This is a genomic window from Belliella marina (genome assembly GCF_042682445.1).
Lineage (GTDB): Bacteria > Bacteroidota > Bacteroidia > Cytophagales > Cyclobacteriaceae > Belliella > Belliella marina.
Window position 1 is genome coordinate 37,387 of record NZ_JBHUHR010000005.1, and the last position, 20,184, is coordinate 57,570.

Below are 20,184 nucleotides of genomic sequence, written 5' to 3' on the forward strand. Positions count from 1 at the left end.
ATAGAATTGTTAATAATTGGCTAATTTAAGTTGTTTTGCCAAAATACCAATTCCGTCCATAAAACTTTTCGGGGAATAGCCTAGGTCATTGATCGCTTTGTCGATGATAAATCCGGTTTTCATAGGCCTCTTGGCTTCTTGGGTAAATGCCAGTGAATTAGTCTCCTTTATTTTGGATTTGTCTAAATTAAAGTATTCGGCAGTGGCTATTGCCATTTCATATGGGGTCAGTAAGTCTTTACCCGAAATATTGTAGATTCCGACAGCTTCTTTTTTGGCAATCAGGAGACACCCGGCCGCCAGGTCTTCAGCCAATGTCGGTGTCCTGAGCTGATCGTTGACCAGCTGGAGCGACTTCCCCTTATCCAATGAATCTTTTACCCAAAGGATAATATTGGACCTGCTCATGTCATTGGCGATTCCATAGACCAATACAGTTCTTACAATTGACCATTTGATGTTGGACGCCTGGATGGTGTTTTCAGCTTCCAGTTTGGTCCAGCCATAAAAGTTGATAGGGTTAGGGGTTGCCTCTTCCGTGTAAGGTCCTCCTTCTCCATCAAAAACAAAATCCGTAGATAAATGAATCAGGTGGGAATTGTATTTTTCAGAAGCTTCAACCAGGTTTTCTACAGCTTGGATATTCAGTGTCTTGCATGCTTCTTTTTCACTTTCACATTGGTCCACATTCGTCATGGCAGCGGTATGGATGATGAAGTCGGGTTTTAGCTCTCCGATTTTAGACATCACTTGCTCCTTTTTCCGAATGTCCAGTGTAAGCCAATTGCTTATGTTCAACTCCTCGGGCAACCTACATTCCCCAAGACCACTAGGGATGGCATCAAAAATCCCTTCGTCAAGAATTTGCCGGACAATTTTTTGACCCAAGAGCCCATTAGCTCCAGTGATCAGGATTTTCTTTTTTTTCAGATTACTCAAAGTCATAGCCAAATTCCTTAGTGATTTTCTTTTTGTTCATGTGGGAGACACTCACCTTCATGTATACAGGCTCTATTGGCTTGTCTTGGGATGCCGTTTTTTCATTTGAGATAGCGTCCATGACCTCCAATCCCTTGATGATTTTCCCGAACACTGTGTATTCGTTGTCCAAGTGTGGGGTACCACCTACAGAAGTGTAGGCTTTGATTTGTTGGGTGGTCATTTTTTTCTCAAGACTTACATTGTAGAAGTCCTCAAGCTGTGTTTTGGTTTCCAACATGATTTGATTGAGGGAGTCGTATTCTCTAGCTTCATAGAGTCTCATGTATTCTTCCCTCAATTCTTTATTGCTTTCCAATCCAATGTACTGGTTGAACTTCTGTCCCAATAGGCGCATATCTGTCACCAGTTCAGGTTTCGAATAGACTTTCCCTTGGACAATATAAAACTGCGAGCCGCTTGACGCTTTCTCGGGGTTTGCATTATTGCCTAACCTTGCTGCTGCTATCATCCCTTTGCTGTGGATGAACTTTGGGTTTATTTCAGCAGGCACAGTGTACCAGTCACTTTGTGGGAGATTTTCTTTTCCAAATACATCACCTCCCTGGATCATAAAGTCTTTGATTATTCTATGGAATTGGGTTGAGTCAAACCTCCCATCTTCAGTAAGTTTGATGAAATTGCTTTTGTGTTTTGGGGTTTCGTCGAAAAGCAAGGCATACATGTCGCCATGCCGGGTTTCTATTTTGACTAGGTAATCTTTTTCTACAGAGCAACTGATCATTGCTATGCAAAGGAGTATCGTCCAAAGGTTTTGGGCAGTTTTCATTTGTTTAGTGTAGCTTTTATATTCTTTAATATTGTATCCCCTCCTGATGTCAATACCTTTTCTGCAAGAAGTTTTCCGAGGATATCTGCTTCTTCCGGCTTCCCGGAAACTTGGTGTACAATTTTGTCTTTGCCATCCAGGCTGATGATTCCTCCTTTGACTGCCAAAGAATCGTTTTCCAAAGTGGCCAAAGCAAAAACAGGTATGCTACATCCTCCTTCGAGGACTCGTAGGTATGATCTTTCTGCTGTCAACCTATAACCTGTCTCCTGATGGTGTGTAGCCAAAATGATTTTTTTCCTCACATCCGGATCCAATGAGGCAGCAGCTTCTATTGCCACGCTTCCCTGGCCCACAGCAGGGGTGAATTCATCCAGAGACAGTTCATGTCGGATCAAATCATCATAACCCATTCTGTGTGCCCCTGCATAAGCGAGTAGAAGTGCATCGCAAAGCCCGGATTCCATTTTTGCAATTCTGGTTTGGAGATTTCCCCTTACTTCTACAGTCTGTATGTGTGGATAAAAATGTTTCAAAGTAGCTACTCTTCGGGTAGAGGAGGTACCCAGCACCAACGGCTTGTTACTGTTTTTGTAATCTATATCAGGCTTGTGGCTGAGGACGATATCATTTACTTTTTCCCTTTCGGTGAAGGCAATGATCTCAAAGCCTTCGGGAAGTGATGATTGCATATCTTTGGCACTGTGCACAGCGATATCTATGGCTCCACTTACCAGTTGGTCTTCCAATTCTTCGGTGAATACGCCTTTGCTTCCGATTTTGGCAATGGATACATCCAGGATTTTATCCCCCTTGGTGTCGATGATTACGATTTCACTGGATATGCCATGGGCATTCAATAAATCTGCAACATGATAGGCTTGCCAAAGTGCCAATTTGCTTCCCCGGGTACCTATTTTGATATTTTGCATTATTCTTTGATTTTTCTTTTTGGGATTTTTTTGGATACTGATTCCTCTATGAATTTTACGATCTCTCCGGCGATGTCTATTCCAGTTGCTTTTTCTATTCCTTCAAGTCCTGGTGAGCTGTTGACCTCCAAGATGAGCGGCCCCCTGGATGATTGGAGCATGTCTACTCCAGCAATATCGAGCCCCAAGGCTTTTGCCGCACCAAGTGCCGCAGCCTTTTCTGCCCTAGATAGCTTGATGATGGAAGCTTTTCCGCCTCTGTGCAGGTTGGATCTGAATTCACCTTCTGCACCTTGCCTTTTCATGGCGCCTACGACTTTGCCATTGACAATAAATGCCCGGATGTCGGCACCTTTTGCTTCTTTGATGAATTCTTGCACAATAATCCGTGCTTTCAAACCATGGAATGCTTCAATTACCGATTGGCCTGCTTTTTTTGTTTCTGCCAATACCACACCCAGCCCCTGGGTTCCTTCCAAGAGTTTGATGATCAGTGGAGCTCCGCCTACATGTTCAATCAAGGTTTTTTCACCGCCTTTTGAAAAATTGGTAAAAGCTGTTTTTGGCATGCCTAGTCCAGCTTTTGAAAGTATCTGAAGGCTTCTCAGCTTGTCTCTGCTTCTGACAATCGCCTGTGACTCTACCGCGGAGAATGTCCCCATCAATTCAAATTGGCGAACTACAGCTGTGCCATAGAAAGTGACTGATGCTCCGATTCTTGGGATGATTGCGTCTACCCCAAGGACTTTTTCACCTTTGTATATAATGGAAGGGCCCTCTTGCTCTATGATAATGTCACAAAGGGAATGATCGATGGTCACTACTTCATGTCCAGCTGCCAGAATAGCTTCGTGAAGCCTCTTGGTGGAATAAAGGTGTGAGTTTCTTGACAATATTGCGATTTTCATATGGATGATTTTTGGGATAAATTAACTTGTGACACATCTACTAAAAATCTCCCTTGAATCATCTTTCTGCCTAAGAGTATGGAGTTCCTCATTTTAGACCGATCTGTAAGTGTGAACTCCGCTTCGAATTCTTCATCAAACATAATCACTTTTGTGCTCACTTTGTACCTGATTTCGGCTTGTCCAAAAGAATTTTTTACTTTCTTCTGCGTATAATCATTTGTCTGATGGATAATGTCTTTGAATTTCCTGTCCTCAGGAGCAAGGACCTTGTAGCAAAGGATCATTTTCCCATTGACTTCCTTCTCTTCCAAATAGGAACAATGAATGGAGTTGGTATAGGCACCTGTATCGACTTTTGCCAATATCATTTTCAATTTCCAATCCGGTAAAGTGATCCTTTCCCTTCTTCCTATTATTTTTTTCATGGTCATGCATTGGTTTTTTTACGCATAATCCTTGCCAATTGAAACGATAGGTCTGTGAATAAAATCTTGGCATTGGCATTTCTTTCCAAATGGTAATGTGCCTGGTTCATTTTGGTGTACATGTTGGAGATTTTTTCCTCATCAAGGACATGTAAGCCCAGGTTTTCTATAAAGCTTCTGTCTTGGGGTACGCTACGCATCAGTCCGGAAAGTTGGGACTTGCTTAGGATTACTTCCCTAAGTACATTCAAGCCACTTAGAAAGAGGGATTTTTGGGCTTCCTTGTCTTTCTTGGCAAAATCTTCCGAAAGTTTTAAAATATCCCCGATTTTCAAAGTGAAGCACAATCTATACCAATCTCTGATTTGGGCGGTATTTTCATCCTGTACCTGGTCTACCAGGCGATAAGCTTCACGCATGTTCCCGTCAGCAAGTGGCGCTATTTGTTCAGAAGCCTCTTTGGTGCACATTCCCTCGGTCACCAAATGCTCCTTGATTTCCTCATCTGTAAACGCCCTGACCATCACCTTTTGGGTTCTGGAAAGGATCGTGGTGAGTAATTGTTCAGGTTGCGTGGTGAGAAGTAGAAAGAGCGTTTTTTCAGGTGGTTCTTCCAATACTTTCAAAAGGGAATTGGCAGCTTGTGTATTCATGTATTCAGCTCCCCAGATCAACATGATTTTGTACCCCCCTTCAAATGATTTCAAAGAGATGGTTCTCAATATATTTCTTGCCGTTCCCCGTGAGATGTTCAGCTGCTTTTTGTCAATTCCATTGTGGTAAATCCAGTCTGAGACATTTCCATATCCTATTTTTAAAGCAAAGTCCCTGAACGAAGCGATAAAATCAACTTTCTTTTTTTTGTCATCATCATCTTTTTCCTCCCCGGGGGTGGGTACTACAAAGTTCATGTCTGGATGTACCAATTTTGCCATCCTGTGGCATGATGGGCAATTTCCACAAGCATCGGAGTCAGTTGGGGATTCACAATGCAGGTAAGTCGAAAGCGCCAAGGCCATCTGCAGGTTTGCTGACCCCTCCGGTCCATGGAAAAGTAATGCATGTGCCAAATGGTTGTTTTGGACAGATTGGATGATTCTGTCTTTTACTTCTTGGAGTCCGGGAATGGATGAAAATAGCATATTTGTCGCTTAAAGTGTTTTGTCCCAAATTCGGTAATGCTTTGTCAATTCAAAAATCTTTTGAATGATTTCTTTTTCTGTATCGTCATATTCCAGCCCTCTTCTTTTCATCACTGCAGTGGCGACTTCTTCGAATTTTCTTACCTGAAAAGTCGTAAACCCTGCTGCCCCACCCCAAGAAAAAGAAGGGATGAAATTACGGGGGTAGCCATCTCCAAATACATTGGCGCCAACTCCCACTACAGTACCTGTGTTAAACATGGTGTTGATCCCTGATTTGGAATGGTCTCCCATCATCAGACCGCAAAACTGTAACCCTGTATTTGAGAATCCCCCTTTGATATAATCCCATACTTTTACGGAAGCATAGTTGTTTTTTAGGTTTGATGTATTTGTGTCTGCTCCAAGGTTACACCATTCGCCCAACACCGAGTTACCCATGAACCCATCATGTCCTTTGTTGCTGTATCCGAAGATGACAGAATTAGAGACTTCCCCTCCTATCTTGGAGTGTGGTCCCACGGTGGTGTCTCCCCGCATCTTAGCTCCCATATTCACAGTAGATCCCTCACAGAGTGCAAATGGCCCCCTGATCAAAGCGCCTTCTTGGATTTCGGAATTTTTACCAATGTAGATTGGTCCATTCTCGGCATTGAGGACAGCGGCTTTGATTATGGCACCTTCTTCTACGAAAATCTGGCTTTCATTATAGACAATGGTGTTAGGGTCGCTGATACCGATTGATTTTCTCCCCCCAGTGATTATGCTGTAATCATTTCTGATCTCTTGTGCATTGAATTCAAATATATTCCAGGTTTTTTGGATCAATGTGAAATTCCCCGAGAATTCAACCTTGGTTTTTTCCTTTACGGAGTCTTGGCTGAAAGCGGAAGGCTTGTCCGATTTCACTGCCAGCAAAGTCTGGTTGTACCAGAGGGCTTGGTGTGTTTCCAAGGCAATGATTGCTTCCCAAAGTTCTATGGTAGGACAGACAGCTCCATTGATGATAATGGCATCACTGCTGATGTAGCCAAATTTTTTGCCCAAATAATCCTGTGTGATGAATCCCGGCTTGATACCTGAATATTTCTCCCACTTTTCACTGATTTTGAGTATTCCTACACGGATATCTGCGATCGGTCGGGTAAAGGTAAAAGGTAGCAAAGAACCGCGGATGGCGGCATCGTCGAATAAAATAATATTGTCCATGCCACAAAAATAAAAAAGTCTCCCGGAAAACAAATCCAAGAGACTTTTTAAACTCCTATGTGGAAGCTGAAGATTACTTCTTAGCGTATCTTCTGTTGAATTTCTCAACTCTACCCGCAGTATCCAATAGCATTTTCTTGCCAGTGTAGAATGGGTGGGAATTAGAACTAACTTCAATCTTGAAAAGAGGATACTCTTTTCCATCTTCCCACTGAATAGTCTCAGAAGTTTCGATAGTTGATTTTGTTATGAACTTATATTCGCTTGAAGTGTCATAAAATACCACTTCTCTGTAGTTTGGATGAATATCTTTTTTCATTTTATTGTTATTTTTCTTAGATGCCTTATTTCAAATAGAGCGCAAAGTTATTCTTTTTTGAAAAACCATCCAAATCAAATTGCCGAATTTATTTCGAACTTTTGTCGATTAGTCAAAATTATCGCCATCAGACCTTTAAAAAAGGCGCAAGAGACCAATAATATTTAATGGCTTTTTATAGATTTACAAAGTTAAGCTATAAATGTATCATATGAAAAAGTTTTTTCTGCTGGCAATTTTATCCTGTCTTTTCTTTGAAGGGGCTTTGGCTCAGGGGGCTTATGTTCCATTTAATAGGGATTACTACCATTTGATTGAGCGCTATGAAATCCTGAATGGTGAGATGAACCCCGTGTTCCATACGGGTGTCAAGCCTTTTAGAAGAGACCGGATAGTTTCATACTTGGAGGATTATCTTGGGGATACTTTGTCCAAGGGGGGGGCGGGCAGTGTGGTAGATGGGTTTAACTTGGAATTTCTCAGAAATGACAATTGGGAATTTGGAGTTGGGGAAGCTGGTGAATCGAAAAAGCCCCTGCTGGGAAAATTGTACAGAAAACAATCAGACTTCTTCCATTACAGGGATTCTGTTTTTGATGTCCATGTCAATCCTGTTTTATACCTTTCCGGTGGGAGGGAGCAAGGGCATGATGCATTTAGGTTCAGGAATACACGGGGGATCGAAATCAGGGGGAGTATTGATAGGAAAATCGGCTTCTACACGTATTTGACTACCACACAAACAGTTTTTCCGTCATGGGTAAAAACCTATGCGGCCCACAATGGGGCAGTGCCAGGGGAAGGTTTTTGGAAAGAATATGAATCTGAAGGCTATGGTTACTTTTCTGCGATGGGACATCTCACTTTCAACATAAGCAAAAGCATAGAAGCACAGTTTGGCCATGACAGGAATTTCATTGGTGAAGGCTATCGGTCCATGGTTTTGTCGGATTTTTCCAATCCCTATGTGTTCTTCAAGCTGAATACCAAAATCTGGAAGTTCAACTTAACCAACCTATGGTCACAAATGACTGCGGATGTGATATATAATAGAGGCAGGCCAACAGATGGCAGGTATCCCCAAAAATGGTTTTCACACCACCGGTTGGGGATTAATTTGGGTAGAAAACTAAATATAGGCGTTTTTGAATCTGTAATGGCCAACAGGTTTGATTGGAATTACCTCAACCCTATCATTTTCTATAGATGGGTAGAACATCAACTGGGTACACCGGATAAAGTCATGTTGGGGTTTGATGGCAAATGGAACTTTACTCCGGGAATGCAACTCTATGGACAATTTGCGCTTGATGAATTTGTCTTCAATGAGTTTTTTGGAAAGGATGGGGAAAATTCCAGAAGAAATAAACATGCCATCCAACTGGGCTATAAGTACATCAATGTCTTCAAGATTTCAAATCTTGACTTGCAACTGGAATACAACCAAGCTAGGCCATATACCTATCAGGAGAAATTCGAGTACCAGGCATTTGATAACTACCGAACTCCCTTGACCCATCCAAGAGGGGCAAATTTCAGGGAGTTTGTTACAATTGTAAGATATCAGCCACTGCCAAGATTGTCATTGAATGCCACTGCGTTTTATCAGCTCTTTGGTGCCGATCCTAGTGAAGAAGTGAATTTTGGAGGAGACCTTCTTAAGAACAGGTTGGTCACTAATACAGGTTTGGGACTCTTCGGACATGTGATAGGTCAAGGTGTGGAGAATAAAGTCGCCATGGGAACGCTCAATGCAAGCTATATGCTCAAGCATAATCTGTATTTGGACTTGAGCCATAGCTATAGAAGAAGAACTGCACAGGGACTGGATTCACCAGATGTCAATAATTTCACACAGCTTGGTGTGAGATTGAATATCGTAAGGCAGGATTTTAATTATTGATTTCTTTTTTTCTTGGCAACAAAAAAAACACCTCTCGAAATCCTGAGAGGTGTTTTTCATTTTTTTGTGTGAAGTATAATATGCCTAGTTGACGTCCCAGAACAGCTTATTGTTCAACTTATCTTCCGATTGGACTTTGGAGTAGTTTTCCACATTATAAGTTTGCTCTGATCCTGGGTACATCCAGCGAGAAGGTGGTAGACTCTGCTGATTGTTGTTGTCAACCCAAAAGTCCAATGCCATCTTTTTAAGTCTCCGTATTTCATGCCAGTTTTCATTTGGTTGAACCACATTAAAATGCAACCATTTCTGGTAGCTAATCAAAGCGAGTTTGTCAGCGGCGCCATCCCAAGCCACCTCGTCCATGGCCAGGTAGTTGTTGATCGAAGCCAAAGTAGGGGCAACAGGGGCAGGAGCAAGTGAGTTGTTGCTGATGCTTCTCAGGTATACATAGAATTCGATTGACTTCTTGATCGCTTCTTCGTAATGTTGCTTCGCCATGGCGTCTTGATTTTCTTTTAGATAGTATTCCGCTGCAAGCAAATGGACTTCTGGAGCAGTGAAGACCAATCCTGGAAAGAACTGGTTTCTACTGATGGTCGAGCGATTGTATATCGCCAAAGTCTGGGTAAGCACCAATTCATTTTGCTGGTTTGGATTCATCATTGGGTCTAGTCCCAAATAAGTGCCATCCGATTCCAGTCCCGGTTCGAAAACATAGGATAGTCGCGGGTCTTGGTTTGCCAGCATATGGTCTATTATTTTTTTTCCAGCCAAGTTTCCATTATCGTCTTCCAAGCCTCTCTGGAACTGATTTGATTCCAATAAAGTACCCAAAGAGTGGATTCTGAATAGAACATTGTCAGCATTTTCTGTAACTATTGGGTATTTGACAGGGTCTGAAAGAATCGCATTGATTTCTGCTTTTGCCCTTGTCCCAAACTCACTTGTAGCACTTACACGCGTAAGTATTCTCAGCCTAAGTGAGTTGATGTATTTTTTCCACAAATCCAAATCTCCCCGGTTGATCAAGTCTTGCGTATCGAAGATAGATTGTACATCAGCACTAAGCTCCATTCCATGAATTTCATCGGCAAATCCAGCCAAGTCATCCAACATTTTTGTGTAGATGGCAGTTGCCTTGTCATAACCAGCATATGATTTTGTATAATCTCCACTGTTGCTGCTCAGCATACCAGCTTCGGACCAAGGGATGTCCCCATGGAAGTCCACTACCTGCTGGGTTTGGTCATAGAAATAGGTACTGCCAGCAATGATGAAAATCCGGTTTCTCGGTTTGTCTAGTTCTGGCAGCTCATCGTATACTTTTTCAAGCTCCCTGAATTGGGCTAGGAAATTGTAATAAGCATTCCAGCGATCTCCTACGGCAGCTGATCCCGGGATGTATTGGTTTTCATTGTTTATCCAACCTACAGCTTGGCTATATCTGTTTGAGGTGATTCTCCTGACTACATAGTAATCCCAGTAGCTAGGCAACACATATTCCCTGTTGGAATAAATCATACCTGTAAATTGTTTTCCTACATTGGTACGGTCTAGTTTGGAGGGGTCAGTGTAGTTGTCTTCAAAGTCTGAAACCGAACAGCTCATAGAGATGCAGAGCGTTGTTAAGTAAAGGATTAATCTATTTTTTTTCATGATGATTTTAGTTTTAGTGAACCCAAGGGCTAGAATCGTGCTCTTAACATTACCCCATATGACCTGGTGGCAGGATTCGTGCCTGCGCTTGTCAAGCTTTGAGTCCATCTGGACCCACCTGTCAAGACTTCAGGATCCAAGTCTTTGATGTTTCTGTAGAGGAAGAAAAGGTTTCTTCCAAACACAGAGATGTTTAAATTGGAAGTGCCGATTTTGGAAGCCAAATGTGGAGGGACTGTATAACTCACGGATATTTCTCTCATTTTGATGTAATGATTATCCTTGATGTACAATTCATACCTTGATTGGCTGTATTGAGGTCCTCCCCAGTTGTAGGTTCTATTGTAATAAAGTGCCTGGGAGATTACATTGGTATTAGGAGATCCATCTGCAGTTACCCCATCCATCAGCATACCATCATGGTAGATGGTTTCTCCGTTGGGACCTTGAGCGGTAGAATGTGGCACTTGGATACCCTGGCCGGCTTCATTTTGATAATAAGCCAATCCTCCCCGTTCTTCATTCATGTAGTTGAGACTTTCTTCTGTCAGACCACGGCTGATCATCCAGTTGATCCCAGTAGGCATCACACTTCCGCCTATCTGGAAATCCATTACTGCGGAAAGGGAGAAGTTTTTGTACCTAACATCATTGATGATACCACCTACCGCATCAGGCATGGCATTCCCTACTTGAATCCAAGCTTGATCATCTATTCGATGCAGGCCATTTGCCTGGACTATCTTGTTGCCATTGTCGTCAGTCGCAATAGGTCTGGCATAGAAGTCCCCCATTGGACGGCCTACTACTGAGCGAAGTTGTGCTGCGTTTCCGTCATAGTCTGCATGCAAAAGTTCGGTGGCATTATTCGCGAGTTTTTCTACTTTGTTGATGTTTCTGGCTACATTCAAGGTGGCATTCCATCCAAAATTTTGGTTGTTGATGATGTCACCATTCAAGGATAGCTCGATTCCGGAATTTCTCAAGGTCCCAATATTGGTCAGTACAGATCTAGCTCCAGAGGTTGCTGGTAAAGTCAATGGTAGAATTTGGTCTCTGATTTGCGCATTGTAATAGGAAAGATCAATGCCAAAACGGTTGTTGAACAACCTGGTGTCCAGACCGAACTCAAACTCATGTTTTTGTTCGGGTACAATTCCGTCGTTTCCAAATTCCGAGGGGATAATTGTATAGAGCACATTGCTGCCTCCAGGCTGTTGGGTACCCAGTGAATTTTGTGTGTAGGCTATGTTTGCTCCGTATACCTCTGGGTAGTTGCCCACTATACCCCAAGAACCTCTCAACTTGGAAAAGGTGATGAAATTAGGTAGGGTGACCGCATCCGAAATAGCAAAACTGGTGTTTACAGATGGGTAATAAAATGTGTTGTTGTTTGGGATCATCGTGGAGATCCTGTCTCTTCTAATGGTTCCTTCTACAAACCAAACTCCTTTGTAATCAAGGTTAAGTGTCCCGAAAGCAGCTTCCAGGATGCTGAAGGTTCTATTTGAGCTGTTTTGTGGAATGTCCGCAGAAGCAACTACGTCGAATAGGTTCTCTGTACTTAGGCCACCCGCTGTACCTCTGCCAATACTCGTGTAACTTTCGCGGCGTCCAGTATATCCCACCATTGCACTTAAAGTCACATCTTCGGTTAATGATTTGCTGTAGTTCAGCATGATATCACCATAGAGGATGTTGAAGGTCTCGGCTTCCATCCCAAAGTACCCTGAAGGGCCAAATGCGAGAGGTCTTTCTGTTGCATTCTGGTCTTCAGAATACCTGTTGGTGAAATCAGTAGATATTCTCGCCCTTATGTTCAAATCATCCGTAATGATGAAAGTATTTGTCAAGCTCCCAATTACCCTGTTACTTAGTTCTGTTGACCGGTGGTTGTTTACCCTCCAGACATAGTCACCGATAGCATCCATAAATCCTTGGCCTGATGGGATGTTCTCATCCGGAGTCAAGCTTTCACCATTGCCAGTCACATATCGGTAGCCTCTACTTGTTTGATTTCGGTCAAAATACCAAGCGCCATTGTCAAATCGAGTCATCATACCTCCAAAATTGTTGATCATACGATCGATAGAGTAGGGACGGTTCTTTGTATTTTGATTGATGTAATTTACCAATAAATCCGTTTTTAACCTTTTGTTGACCTGATAGCTGGAATTGATGTTGACGATGTTTTTGCTGTTTTTGGAGTTAAGACTCAGGGATTCGTTGTCCTGACGTGTCAGGGAAAGTCTGAAATTCGCTTTGTCGGTATTGCCTGCAATGGACACATTTACCTGTGAGCTGACTGGGTTGTTGAATAGCGCGGCATAATTGTTTCGCTGGGCTTCATAAGGCCTTGTGACGCCGTCCCATGTCAACATTGGGTTGCCGTCAAACACTGGTCCGAAGTTGTTGTTGGTATTTGGGACTGTCCTTATCCCGTCTTCTGTATAGTTAAAGCCATCAGCGGCTTGCCCTAGATCCAAGATACGCTGTGGCATGCCAGGTCCGCGTACATTCTGGTATCTTGGTAGATAAGCTATATTGTCTACTGACACATTGGAGTTGAAGTCAACAGCCATTTTATTGCCTCTGGATTCCCCTTTTTTGGTTGTAATCAATACCACTCCATTTACAGCTTCTGAACCATACAGAGCAGCTGCTGATGCACCTTTTAGTATGGAGATGTTATCAATGTCCTCTGGGTTGATGTCCAGAAGTCCATTTCCTCTCAATCGCTGATCTTCCCAGTAATTGTTGTTGGTTACTTCTTCATTTCGGATAGGCACACCGTCCAGTACTATCAGCGGCTGGCTTTTACCTGTTATGGAGTTTATGCCACGGATTTGGATATTCACAGCCGACGTTGCTCCACCAGCACCAGATTGGATTCTTACTCCCGGAGCCTTACCATATAGTGCTGTTCCAAAATTGGGGGTGCCCACTTTGATTAGATCCTCAGATTTCACGACACTGGTTGCATAGCCAAGGGATTTTTGATCCCTAGCCATACCAAATGCTGTTACTACGACTTCTGATAGTTCACTTGTGTCTTCATCAAGTTGGAGGTTGATTTCTGATTGGTTACCAACCTGAATCTCTTGCATCGTAAATCCAATGAACGAAAAGACTAGAACCGAATTTGGTCCTACAGTAAGTGAATACTTGCCGTCAATGTCTGTGACGGTTCCAGATCGGCTGGATTTGTCCAGAACTGACACTCCTGGCATAGGCAATCCGTCTGTCTTAGAAGTGACGATGCCCCTTACTACCCGCTCTTGACCAAACACTGGGTCTATATGACCCAATATACATATCAAGACGAATGCAATCGGTAAAATTTTTCTCATAATTTTCAATAGATAGTTAAAACTTGTTTAAAGTGGCATGTTTGGTGTCTTATATGCCATGTCGCTCAGAATTTTCAGGTTTTTGTACAGTATAATATTTGGTTGTATCTATAGTTAGGATTACAACTAGCAGATTTTAATTGTTAAAATGTGTTGAATATTGGGTTTATTCTGAGTTGCTGTAGATAATCTGCGGTCTAAATCTATAAAATTCAAAAACTTAATCAAATAAAATATGTTAAAAAAATTGTGTATCTATTTATTCTTTGTTTCTTTTTTTAATTAAGTTGGTTTATTATGTGCTAATTTTTACCTATAGATATGTTGTTATTTTATAATTTTCATTAACTAAATAAAGATAAAAGAGAGATTTTTGTTGTTTCTCTAATATTGAAGTGAAACAAGGTCAATGTGTGGCTTTTTAAAAAATAGCATAGTCGACAAACCGGGTTGTCACCCTGCTTTTTGAGGAATCTAGGTGACTTTACTGAACTGGTTGACTCAAATGTCAATACTTTATCTTAAGGCATGAGATCGATATAGCATTTATGAGATAACCTTTTTTGCTTTGAATAGCGTGTTTAATATTTAGGGGAAGGTTCAAAAATGGTATAATCAGGATTTTAAAGAGACAGCCAGTATTTATGATGATCAAAAAGTAAAGCCTTCCCCGAAAACCTTTTTGTTTCCGGAGAAGATCCTTAATTATTTATCTGGTGCTGTAATATTCAAAATACTTACAATAGGTTTTCACCTCTTCGTAGAACGCTGTATGGTCATAGGTTTTCAATTTTTTGAAATACGCTCTATAACGTGTGTTCTTTATTTCTATGCGTTTGTTATGTCTGTCTTGATAATTCAAAGATTTCAAATTGTTCAGGTCAACGTCATCTTGCGTACTGTAAAAGATGCCCTGTTCGCATTTGGCGGCAGCGAAGAGTATCTGTGCTTTCAATTCATCATCTTTGGCAAGTTTTAGCGCTTTGTCCAAATGTTCCAAAGGCAAGTGGAAATTGTCTGGAAACCATGCCTTGAAGCCGTAATTTTTGAAATATAATGGATAGCTTGGTTTCTGGACTATGTATTGGCCTCCCCAGCTCTGATAGTTGCTGTACTTACTGCCGTTTCCATTGGAGCTGTCAAAAGCCAGGATATGACGGTAATAGCCAATCGTAGTCGTATTATAATAGAAATTGCCCAGCAGGTAATTGGCTTTCGCTGCTTTTTCCCCTTTTTTGCCTGCATCTTTTTCCAGCTGAAGTACGGCCGAAGCAAGTTCTCCCTTATTCATCATAAGTTTGATATATGGGAAATTATCCAAATATTCTGACTCTATTGCCGTTTGGGTTTCACCAATTAGTAAGTCTTCAGGGCATTCAAAGCACTCTATACGGTTGTATCCAAAAATGCTTGCAGGTACATTGGCGTAACCATTGTAAAACGCTTCATGAAGAGGATCGTATTGCTGTGTGTTTGGGTTGTAAGAGTCTTTGAACCTTGCGTAGTTGTCTGGTACCAATTCAAACTGCTCCTTCGCTTTTTTGGCCTTTCCTTGGCGTAGCAAGGTGTTGCCCTTGACAAAGGCTATGTACACTGGGAAATCGAAAGTTTTGTCATTGACATATTTCCGGGTGTTGTAGTCATAATGCTTCGGAGTGATAGCTGTCATCAAATGTTGCTCCAGAACATTTTTTTCTTTTTTGTAATACAATTCCTCTATCGCTTCCATAAGCGCTAAGTCAGGGTTGTATTCTAAATTTAAGATGGAATTTTGCAATAGGAATGCTTTGGCATAATCCTTTTGCAAGAGATAGCGGTTGGCTAGTACATCAATGATAAAATCGTTTGTAGAAGGAGAATAGGAATCTCTTTCGTAGCCTTGGGGATCATTGAAGATTTTGTAACGATTCACCAGTGTTTCCTCAAAATCGGAGGTAATCACAGGCTTCCCTACTATGTCAAGCAGCATCTCCAGTTTGTCTTTTTGCGACTGGTATTTGGCTTGTTTAACTAAGTCCAGTTGGGCTTTGGAAGCGATGTTGTCTTTTTGGATGAAGTAGAGCCAAGCAGAGGTGAGATGCCAAAAATCAGCATCCTCAATGTCAGTGTTTTTCGTCTGGTTCAAAGAAGCCTCAAGCGTTTGGTCTAAAAATGAGATGGACTGCGTGCTCGCTCCCAAAGGAATCCTGAGGTCTGATACACCTTCCCGACAATTGGGATTGTCATATGGGCAATAGTATTCTGTTGGCAAAAATGAACGTTCCAGATGGTTGATTGCACGGGCCATGAGCACTTTTGCCTGTGGTGCATTAGGGTCATTGTTGATGATTTTGTCAAAAGCAGCTATCGGGTTGTTGAAGTCCCTGTAGCCGAGCAGCAAGTAGAGGTCGTTTTTCTCCTGGATGGTCTTGGCTGAATTCAGCAAGGTCTCAAAATCAAGATCGAATGTGACCCGCATAGAGCTGTAAGCTTGTTCTTTTTTGTTTTTGGTATGGGTAAAAAATTTAAAAAAGTCATTCAATGCCTGCATATGGTTTCCTATACCGCGTTCTGCCCCTCCTTTTTGATCCAATGCATAATAATACATGATGGGGCGGTGGTTTAGGCTTTCCACATGTGTTTCGAAATAGCCAATAGCTTCGGCAAATCTCAAGTTGTAATGCGCAAAACGAACCAGTTGGTAGCCATAGCGAAGTTTCAATTCTTTATCGCTTTCGGCTTTCCAACTGCGCTCAAGTACATTGGTGACTGTTTCGTAATCAAGTTCAGATACATTGTTTTCTGGGCGGTCGCCCCAATAGTTGTATCCTGTACTTTTTACTGCCATATAAGGTTCCAGATACTTTGCATAAGAAAGGTACAGTAATGCTTGCTTGTGTTTTTTGATAAAAGAAGCGTCTACAAAGTCCAATTGGGAAGTGCCTATGGTTTTTCCTTGGATCAAGGATTTGATGTCTTCACGGGAAGATTTGAATACCAGGTAATGTGCATTTTCATAGCTGATTCCAAGATATTCTTGCCATTCTTCAATGTTCTCATTTAAGATTGGAAGTTGCCCATCTTGGTTTGCGTTGCGGGAATAATACGCAGATTCATAAGTAAGAAGAAATGGCTCGTACTGGGGTTCACCCATTGTTTCTTGCAAAAATAGATTGTAGTAGTAATAATCTTCACCCCATCCGCCGGCACAAAATGATGCAGGTGCTTTGAGTGGATTTGCCTCGGATATATAGGTGCAGGCAAGAAATAGCGTAATCAACAATATGTTTTTCATAATTCGATCGTCAATCAAATACTTGTTTATTTTAAATCATCAATGGCAAACCTTTGGGTAAATAAACTATCGAGATGATAGTATACGATGTTGTAAGGCTCTTTGACTTTTTTGTTCAGATAGGCTCTTGTGTCCTTAAGCAATTCTGGTGTTATCGTTTCTACTTTTATAAGGAATCCTTTATTCAACCAAATTCCACGCAAAAACACATCCTCTAGTACTTCATAGGTGCTGGATCCCAGCTTTCTGTATTCTTTGCGTTCCAAGTGCTCGTGGCTTACCCCGTTTATCAACTTCTTATTCCCCAGGTGATTGCTCACTACTCCCCAAGAGTAAAGAGGAAGTGCAATGTCGAATTTCAGTGGGTATTCATTGATGGATTGTAAATAATCTTCCAGTAACCCACGGTCCAATATGGAATTCAATTCAGAGTCCTCAATTGGGTTGGACGTGGCATAAGCCATTAGATATACTTTGTCTACAGGGGGAATGCCGGTAGTTTCTTTGTATTTTACCTGGTGTAGACGAAGCGTACTGGTGACTTCTTTTTCCGAGACAGTTTTCAGGGTGCGTAGAAAAGTGAAAAAAGACTCTTTTGTACTTGAAGTCCAGTCACAATCTATTTGGATTTCATTGAACTGAATTTGATTGTTTTTGGAAATGATGTTGCTGGTAAGTGACCAGACATCTTTTGCCAGTTGTTGGTTTTCTTCCATCGAAAGACCCGAAAACACCCGGTTGGTGATGAAGACTACAGGGATGTACTCTGTGTCAAGCAAGTCTGGGCTGAATGAATTGATGATACCTTTTGGATTGGGCTTGGCACCTTCTTTATCTACATCAAATAGCCGGACGTATAGTTTGTTGGAGTTGAGCGTCTCAAAAATTTCTCGTTCGGTATTGCCGATTTTGAATTCACTTTTCCAATAATAAAAATCTGTGGCGTGCGGTTCTGATTTGCTGCAAGAGCATAGAGCTGTCACAACCACGGCTAAACACCAAAGATGCCGATCAATCAAGTTTCTCATCTTTTAAAAATTACTCTATTTGGGTTTCTGAACCTAGATTGGTTTTCCGATAGGGCAATACCACCAACTAAATTTCCCCAAAAATACACTTTTTATCCAATTGGAATTGTAGACTGCTGTCGATTAATTTTTCTTTTGTGAAGATGGGGGATGTATATCCGCATTATAGCCCAAAAGCGCTTGAATTATTGGGTTTGGTTTATTTTGGTTAGCTGTAGCCGGAAGAAAGTTGAGGGCTGGGAAGTAGAAGCAATAATTCTACGCTTGTGTCACCATAGACGTCATTTGCCGATATTCTGGAGATGGGGTATGCTGTTTCAATTTCTTACTTTTTGTCGATATTTGGATTGGAAGAGTATCAAGAGTGCATAAGACAGTCAAAGAGTGTGTAAAATTAATTACCTTGCGGTCTTGAAATTTCATCAGCCTACATGCATACCTATTTTAGAATAATATCCTACGCAAGACCCTTTAGAAGATTTATACCTGTTTATATACTCTACACGCTCTTGGCGATAATTTTTGGCCTTTTGAATTTCACTCTGCTCAAGCCGCTTTTTGATGTGATTTTTGAGCAGGGAGGTCCGGTGGATGTCTTGAAGTATCAGGTGAAACCGGAGTTTTCATTGTCAATTGAATACTTCATGCATTTGTTCAACTACTATTTCTTACAGATTTCTGAGGAGTTTGGGAAATTTGGAACACTTGTATATGTCTGTATAATCATCGTAGTTTCTGTGTTTTTGGCAAATCTCTTTTCGTACCTCTCCGGAGTAGTTTTGGCAAAGGTGCGTGCCGAAGTGATCAAAAAAATGAGGATGGATATTTTTGGTAAAGTTACCCAGATGCATATCGGGTATTTTTCGAGCGAAAGAAAAGGAGACCTGATGTCCAAGATGACCAACGATATCCAAGAGGTGGAGAACAGTGTTGTCCAGTCCCTGAGGGTTGTGTTTCGGGAGCCTGCTACGATTTTGCTTTATTTTGGTGTTTTGTTTTTTATGTCTGTCAAATTGACCCTATTTACGATTTTGGTAATTCCAATATCTGGGGCAATTATCGGCGGGATAACCAAAAGACTAAAGAAAAAAGCGGTGGAGAGCCAAGAGTCATTGGGTAGGATAGTGAATATCTTGGACGAAACCATTGGGGGAATGCGTGTCATCAAAGCGTTTGGGGCAAGAAAATATATAATTGATAAATTTGACAAAGAGACAGATTATTATTCTGATGTCAATATTTCAATGGCAAAGAAAAATGAATTGGCATCTCCGATTTCCCAGTTTATGGGGGTGGCGGTAGTTGCAGGGATATTGCTCTATGGCGGCGCTTTGGTTTTGAACAACAGTTCCGATTTGAGCGCTAGTGATTTTATAACCTATATCATTATTTTTACCCAAGTACTGAATCCTGCCAAGGAGATATCTAGGGCAGCAAGTGTCATCCAAAGGGGGCTGGCATCTGCCGAGAGGATTTTCAAAGTAGTAGATACGAAAAGTAAAATCAAGGATGTAGCCAATCCAAAAGAGGTCAAATCCTTTGAAAATTGCGTGTCATTTGAAGGGGTATTCTTCGGTTATGAGAAAGTGGATGTGTTGAAAGACATCAATTTCGATCTCCAAAAGGGAAAGACAATTGCATTGGTAGGCCAATCGGGTGGAGGGAAATCTACCATTGCAGATCTAGTGCCAAGATTCTATGATCCCACACGGGGGAAAGTTCGTATTGATGGTGTTGATTTGAGGGAGATAGGATTGTCCGATTTGAGGGCATTGATGGGGATTGTGACTCAAGAATCCATTTTGTTCAATGACACTGTGTTCAACAACATTGCGTTTGGGTTGGAAGGTATCTCGGAAGACAAGGTTATGGAAGCTGCAAAGATTGCGAATGCACATGAATTTATAGCCCAGCTAGAAAATGGTTACCATACTTCCATAGGGGAGCGGGGGTCCAAACTTTCGGGAGGGCAGAGACAACGGATAAGCATAGCAAGGGCAGTCTTGAAGAATCCACCTATATTGATTCTCGATGAAGCGACTTCGGCACTGGATTCGGAATCTGAACTTCTTGTGCAAGAGGCTTTGACAAAGCTTATGACGAATAGGACAACTTTGGTGATAGCCCATCGCTTAAGCACAATCCAGCATGCAGATGAGATCTTGGTAGTCCAACAAGGGGAGATTGTCCAACGAGGGACACACCAAGAATTGATAATGCAGGAAGGTATTTACAAGAAACTTTCCACAATGCAGTCTGTTTAG

At 41.7% G+C, this 20,184-nt stretch carries 14 protein-coding genes; 2 read left to right on the top strand and 12 right to left on the bottom strand.

The annotated features are described in order from the left end of the window. Positions 1-9: 9 nt before the first annotated feature. The 8 genes from ACFSKL_RS02500 to ACFSKL_RS02535 form a co-directional block, all read right to left on the bottom strand. Positions 10-945 (bottom strand): SDR family oxidoreductase, encoded by a 936-nt coding sequence (locus tag ACFSKL_RS02500; protein ID WP_376883234.1) that lies wholly within the window; start codon positions 943-945, stop codon positions 10-12. After that, positions 932-1,768 (bottom strand): peptidylprolyl isomerase, encoded by an 837-nt coding sequence (locus tag ACFSKL_RS02505; RefSeq protein WP_376883236.1) that lies wholly within the window; start codon positions 1,766-1,768, stop codon positions 932-934. The genes ACFSKL_RS02500 and ACFSKL_RS02505 overlap by 14 nt, the downstream gene beginning before the upstream one ends. After that, entirely contained in the window at positions 1,765-2,700 is a 936-nt protein-coding gene (gene hemC / locus ACFSKL_RS02510) for a hydroxymethylbilane synthase (RefSeq protein WP_376883238.1), read from the bottom strand. Before hemC ends, ACFSKL_RS02505 begins: the two co-directional genes overlap by 4 nt. Further along, positions 2,700-3,608, bottom strand: coding sequence for a 30S ribosomal protein S6--L-glutamate ligase (rimK, locus tag ACFSKL_RS02515; protein WP_376883240.1), 909 nt, complete (start codon positions 3,606-3,608; stop codon positions 2,700-2,702). The genes hemC and rimK overlap by 1 nt, the downstream gene beginning before the upstream one ends. After that, entirely contained in the window at positions 3,605-4,036 is a 432-nt protein-coding gene (locus ACFSKL_RS02520) for an ATP-dependent zinc protease family protein (protein WP_376883242.1), read from the bottom strand. Before ACFSKL_RS02520 ends, rimK begins: the two co-directional genes overlap by 4 nt. A gap of 2 nt (positions 4,037-4,038) precedes the next feature. Continuing rightward, positions 4,039-5,178, bottom strand: coding sequence for a DNA polymerase III subunit (locus tag ACFSKL_RS02525; protein ID WP_376883244.1), 1,140 nt, complete (start codon positions 5,176-5,178; stop codon positions 4,039-4,041). A 9-nt stretch (positions 5,179-5,187) separates the two neighbouring features. Further along, positions 5,188-6,387, bottom strand: a complete 1,200-nt coding sequence (locus tag ACFSKL_RS02530; RefSeq protein WP_376883246.1) for a GlmU family protein — start codon at positions 6,385-6,387, stop codon at positions 5,188-5,190. Positions 6,388-6,460: 73 nt separating this feature from the next. Then, positions 6,461-6,706: a type B 50S ribosomal protein L31 gene (locus ACFSKL_RS02535; RefSeq protein ID WP_376883248.1), complete on the bottom strand. Its 246-nt coding sequence runs from the start codon at positions 6,704-6,706 to the stop codon at positions 6,461-6,463. 211 nt (positions 6,707-6,917) lie between these two features. Between ACFSKL_RS02535 and ACFSKL_RS02540 the strand changes: the two genes are divergently transcribed. Continuing rightward, positions 6,918-8,609: a hypothetical protein gene (locus ACFSKL_RS02540; RefSeq protein ID WP_376883250.1), complete on the top strand. Its 1,692-nt coding sequence runs from the start codon at positions 6,918-6,920 to the stop codon at positions 8,607-8,609. Between the two features lie 84 nt (positions 8,610-8,693). Here ACFSKL_RS02540 and ACFSKL_RS02545 read toward each other — a convergent pair whose 3' ends face one another. The 4 genes from ACFSKL_RS02545 to ACFSKL_RS02560 form a co-directional block, all read right to left on the bottom strand. Continuing rightward, positions 8,694-10,268, bottom strand: coding sequence for a SusD/RagB family nutrient-binding outer membrane lipoprotein (locus ACFSKL_RS02545; protein ID WP_376883252.1), 1,575 nt, complete (start codon positions 10,266-10,268; stop codon positions 8,694-8,696). A gap of 29 nt (positions 10,269-10,297) precedes the next feature. Then, a complete protein-coding gene (locus ACFSKL_RS02550; RefSeq protein WP_376883254.1) occupies positions 10,298-13,618 on the bottom strand; it encodes a SusC/RagA family TonB-linked outer membrane protein in 3,321 nt (1,106 codons plus the stop codon). Positions 13,619-14,327: 709 nt separating this feature from the next. Then, positions 14,328-16,892: a hypothetical protein gene (locus ACFSKL_RS02555; protein WP_376883256.1), complete on the bottom strand. Its 2,565-nt coding sequence runs from the start codon at positions 16,890-16,892 to the stop codon at positions 14,328-14,330. Positions 16,893-16,918: 26 nt separating this feature from the next. After that, complete coding sequence (locus tag ACFSKL_RS02560) at positions 16,919-17,920, bottom strand: hypothetical protein (protein WP_376883258.1); 1,002 nt, start codon at positions 17,918-17,920, stop codon at positions 16,919-16,921. Positions 17,921-18,351: 431 nt separating this feature from the next. Between ACFSKL_RS02560 and ACFSKL_RS02565 the strand changes: the two genes are divergently transcribed. Beyond that, positions 18,352-20,184 (top strand): ABC transporter ATP-binding protein, encoded by a 1,833-nt coding sequence (locus ACFSKL_RS02565; RefSeq protein WP_376883260.1) that lies wholly within the window; start codon positions 18,352-18,354, stop codon positions 20,182-20,184.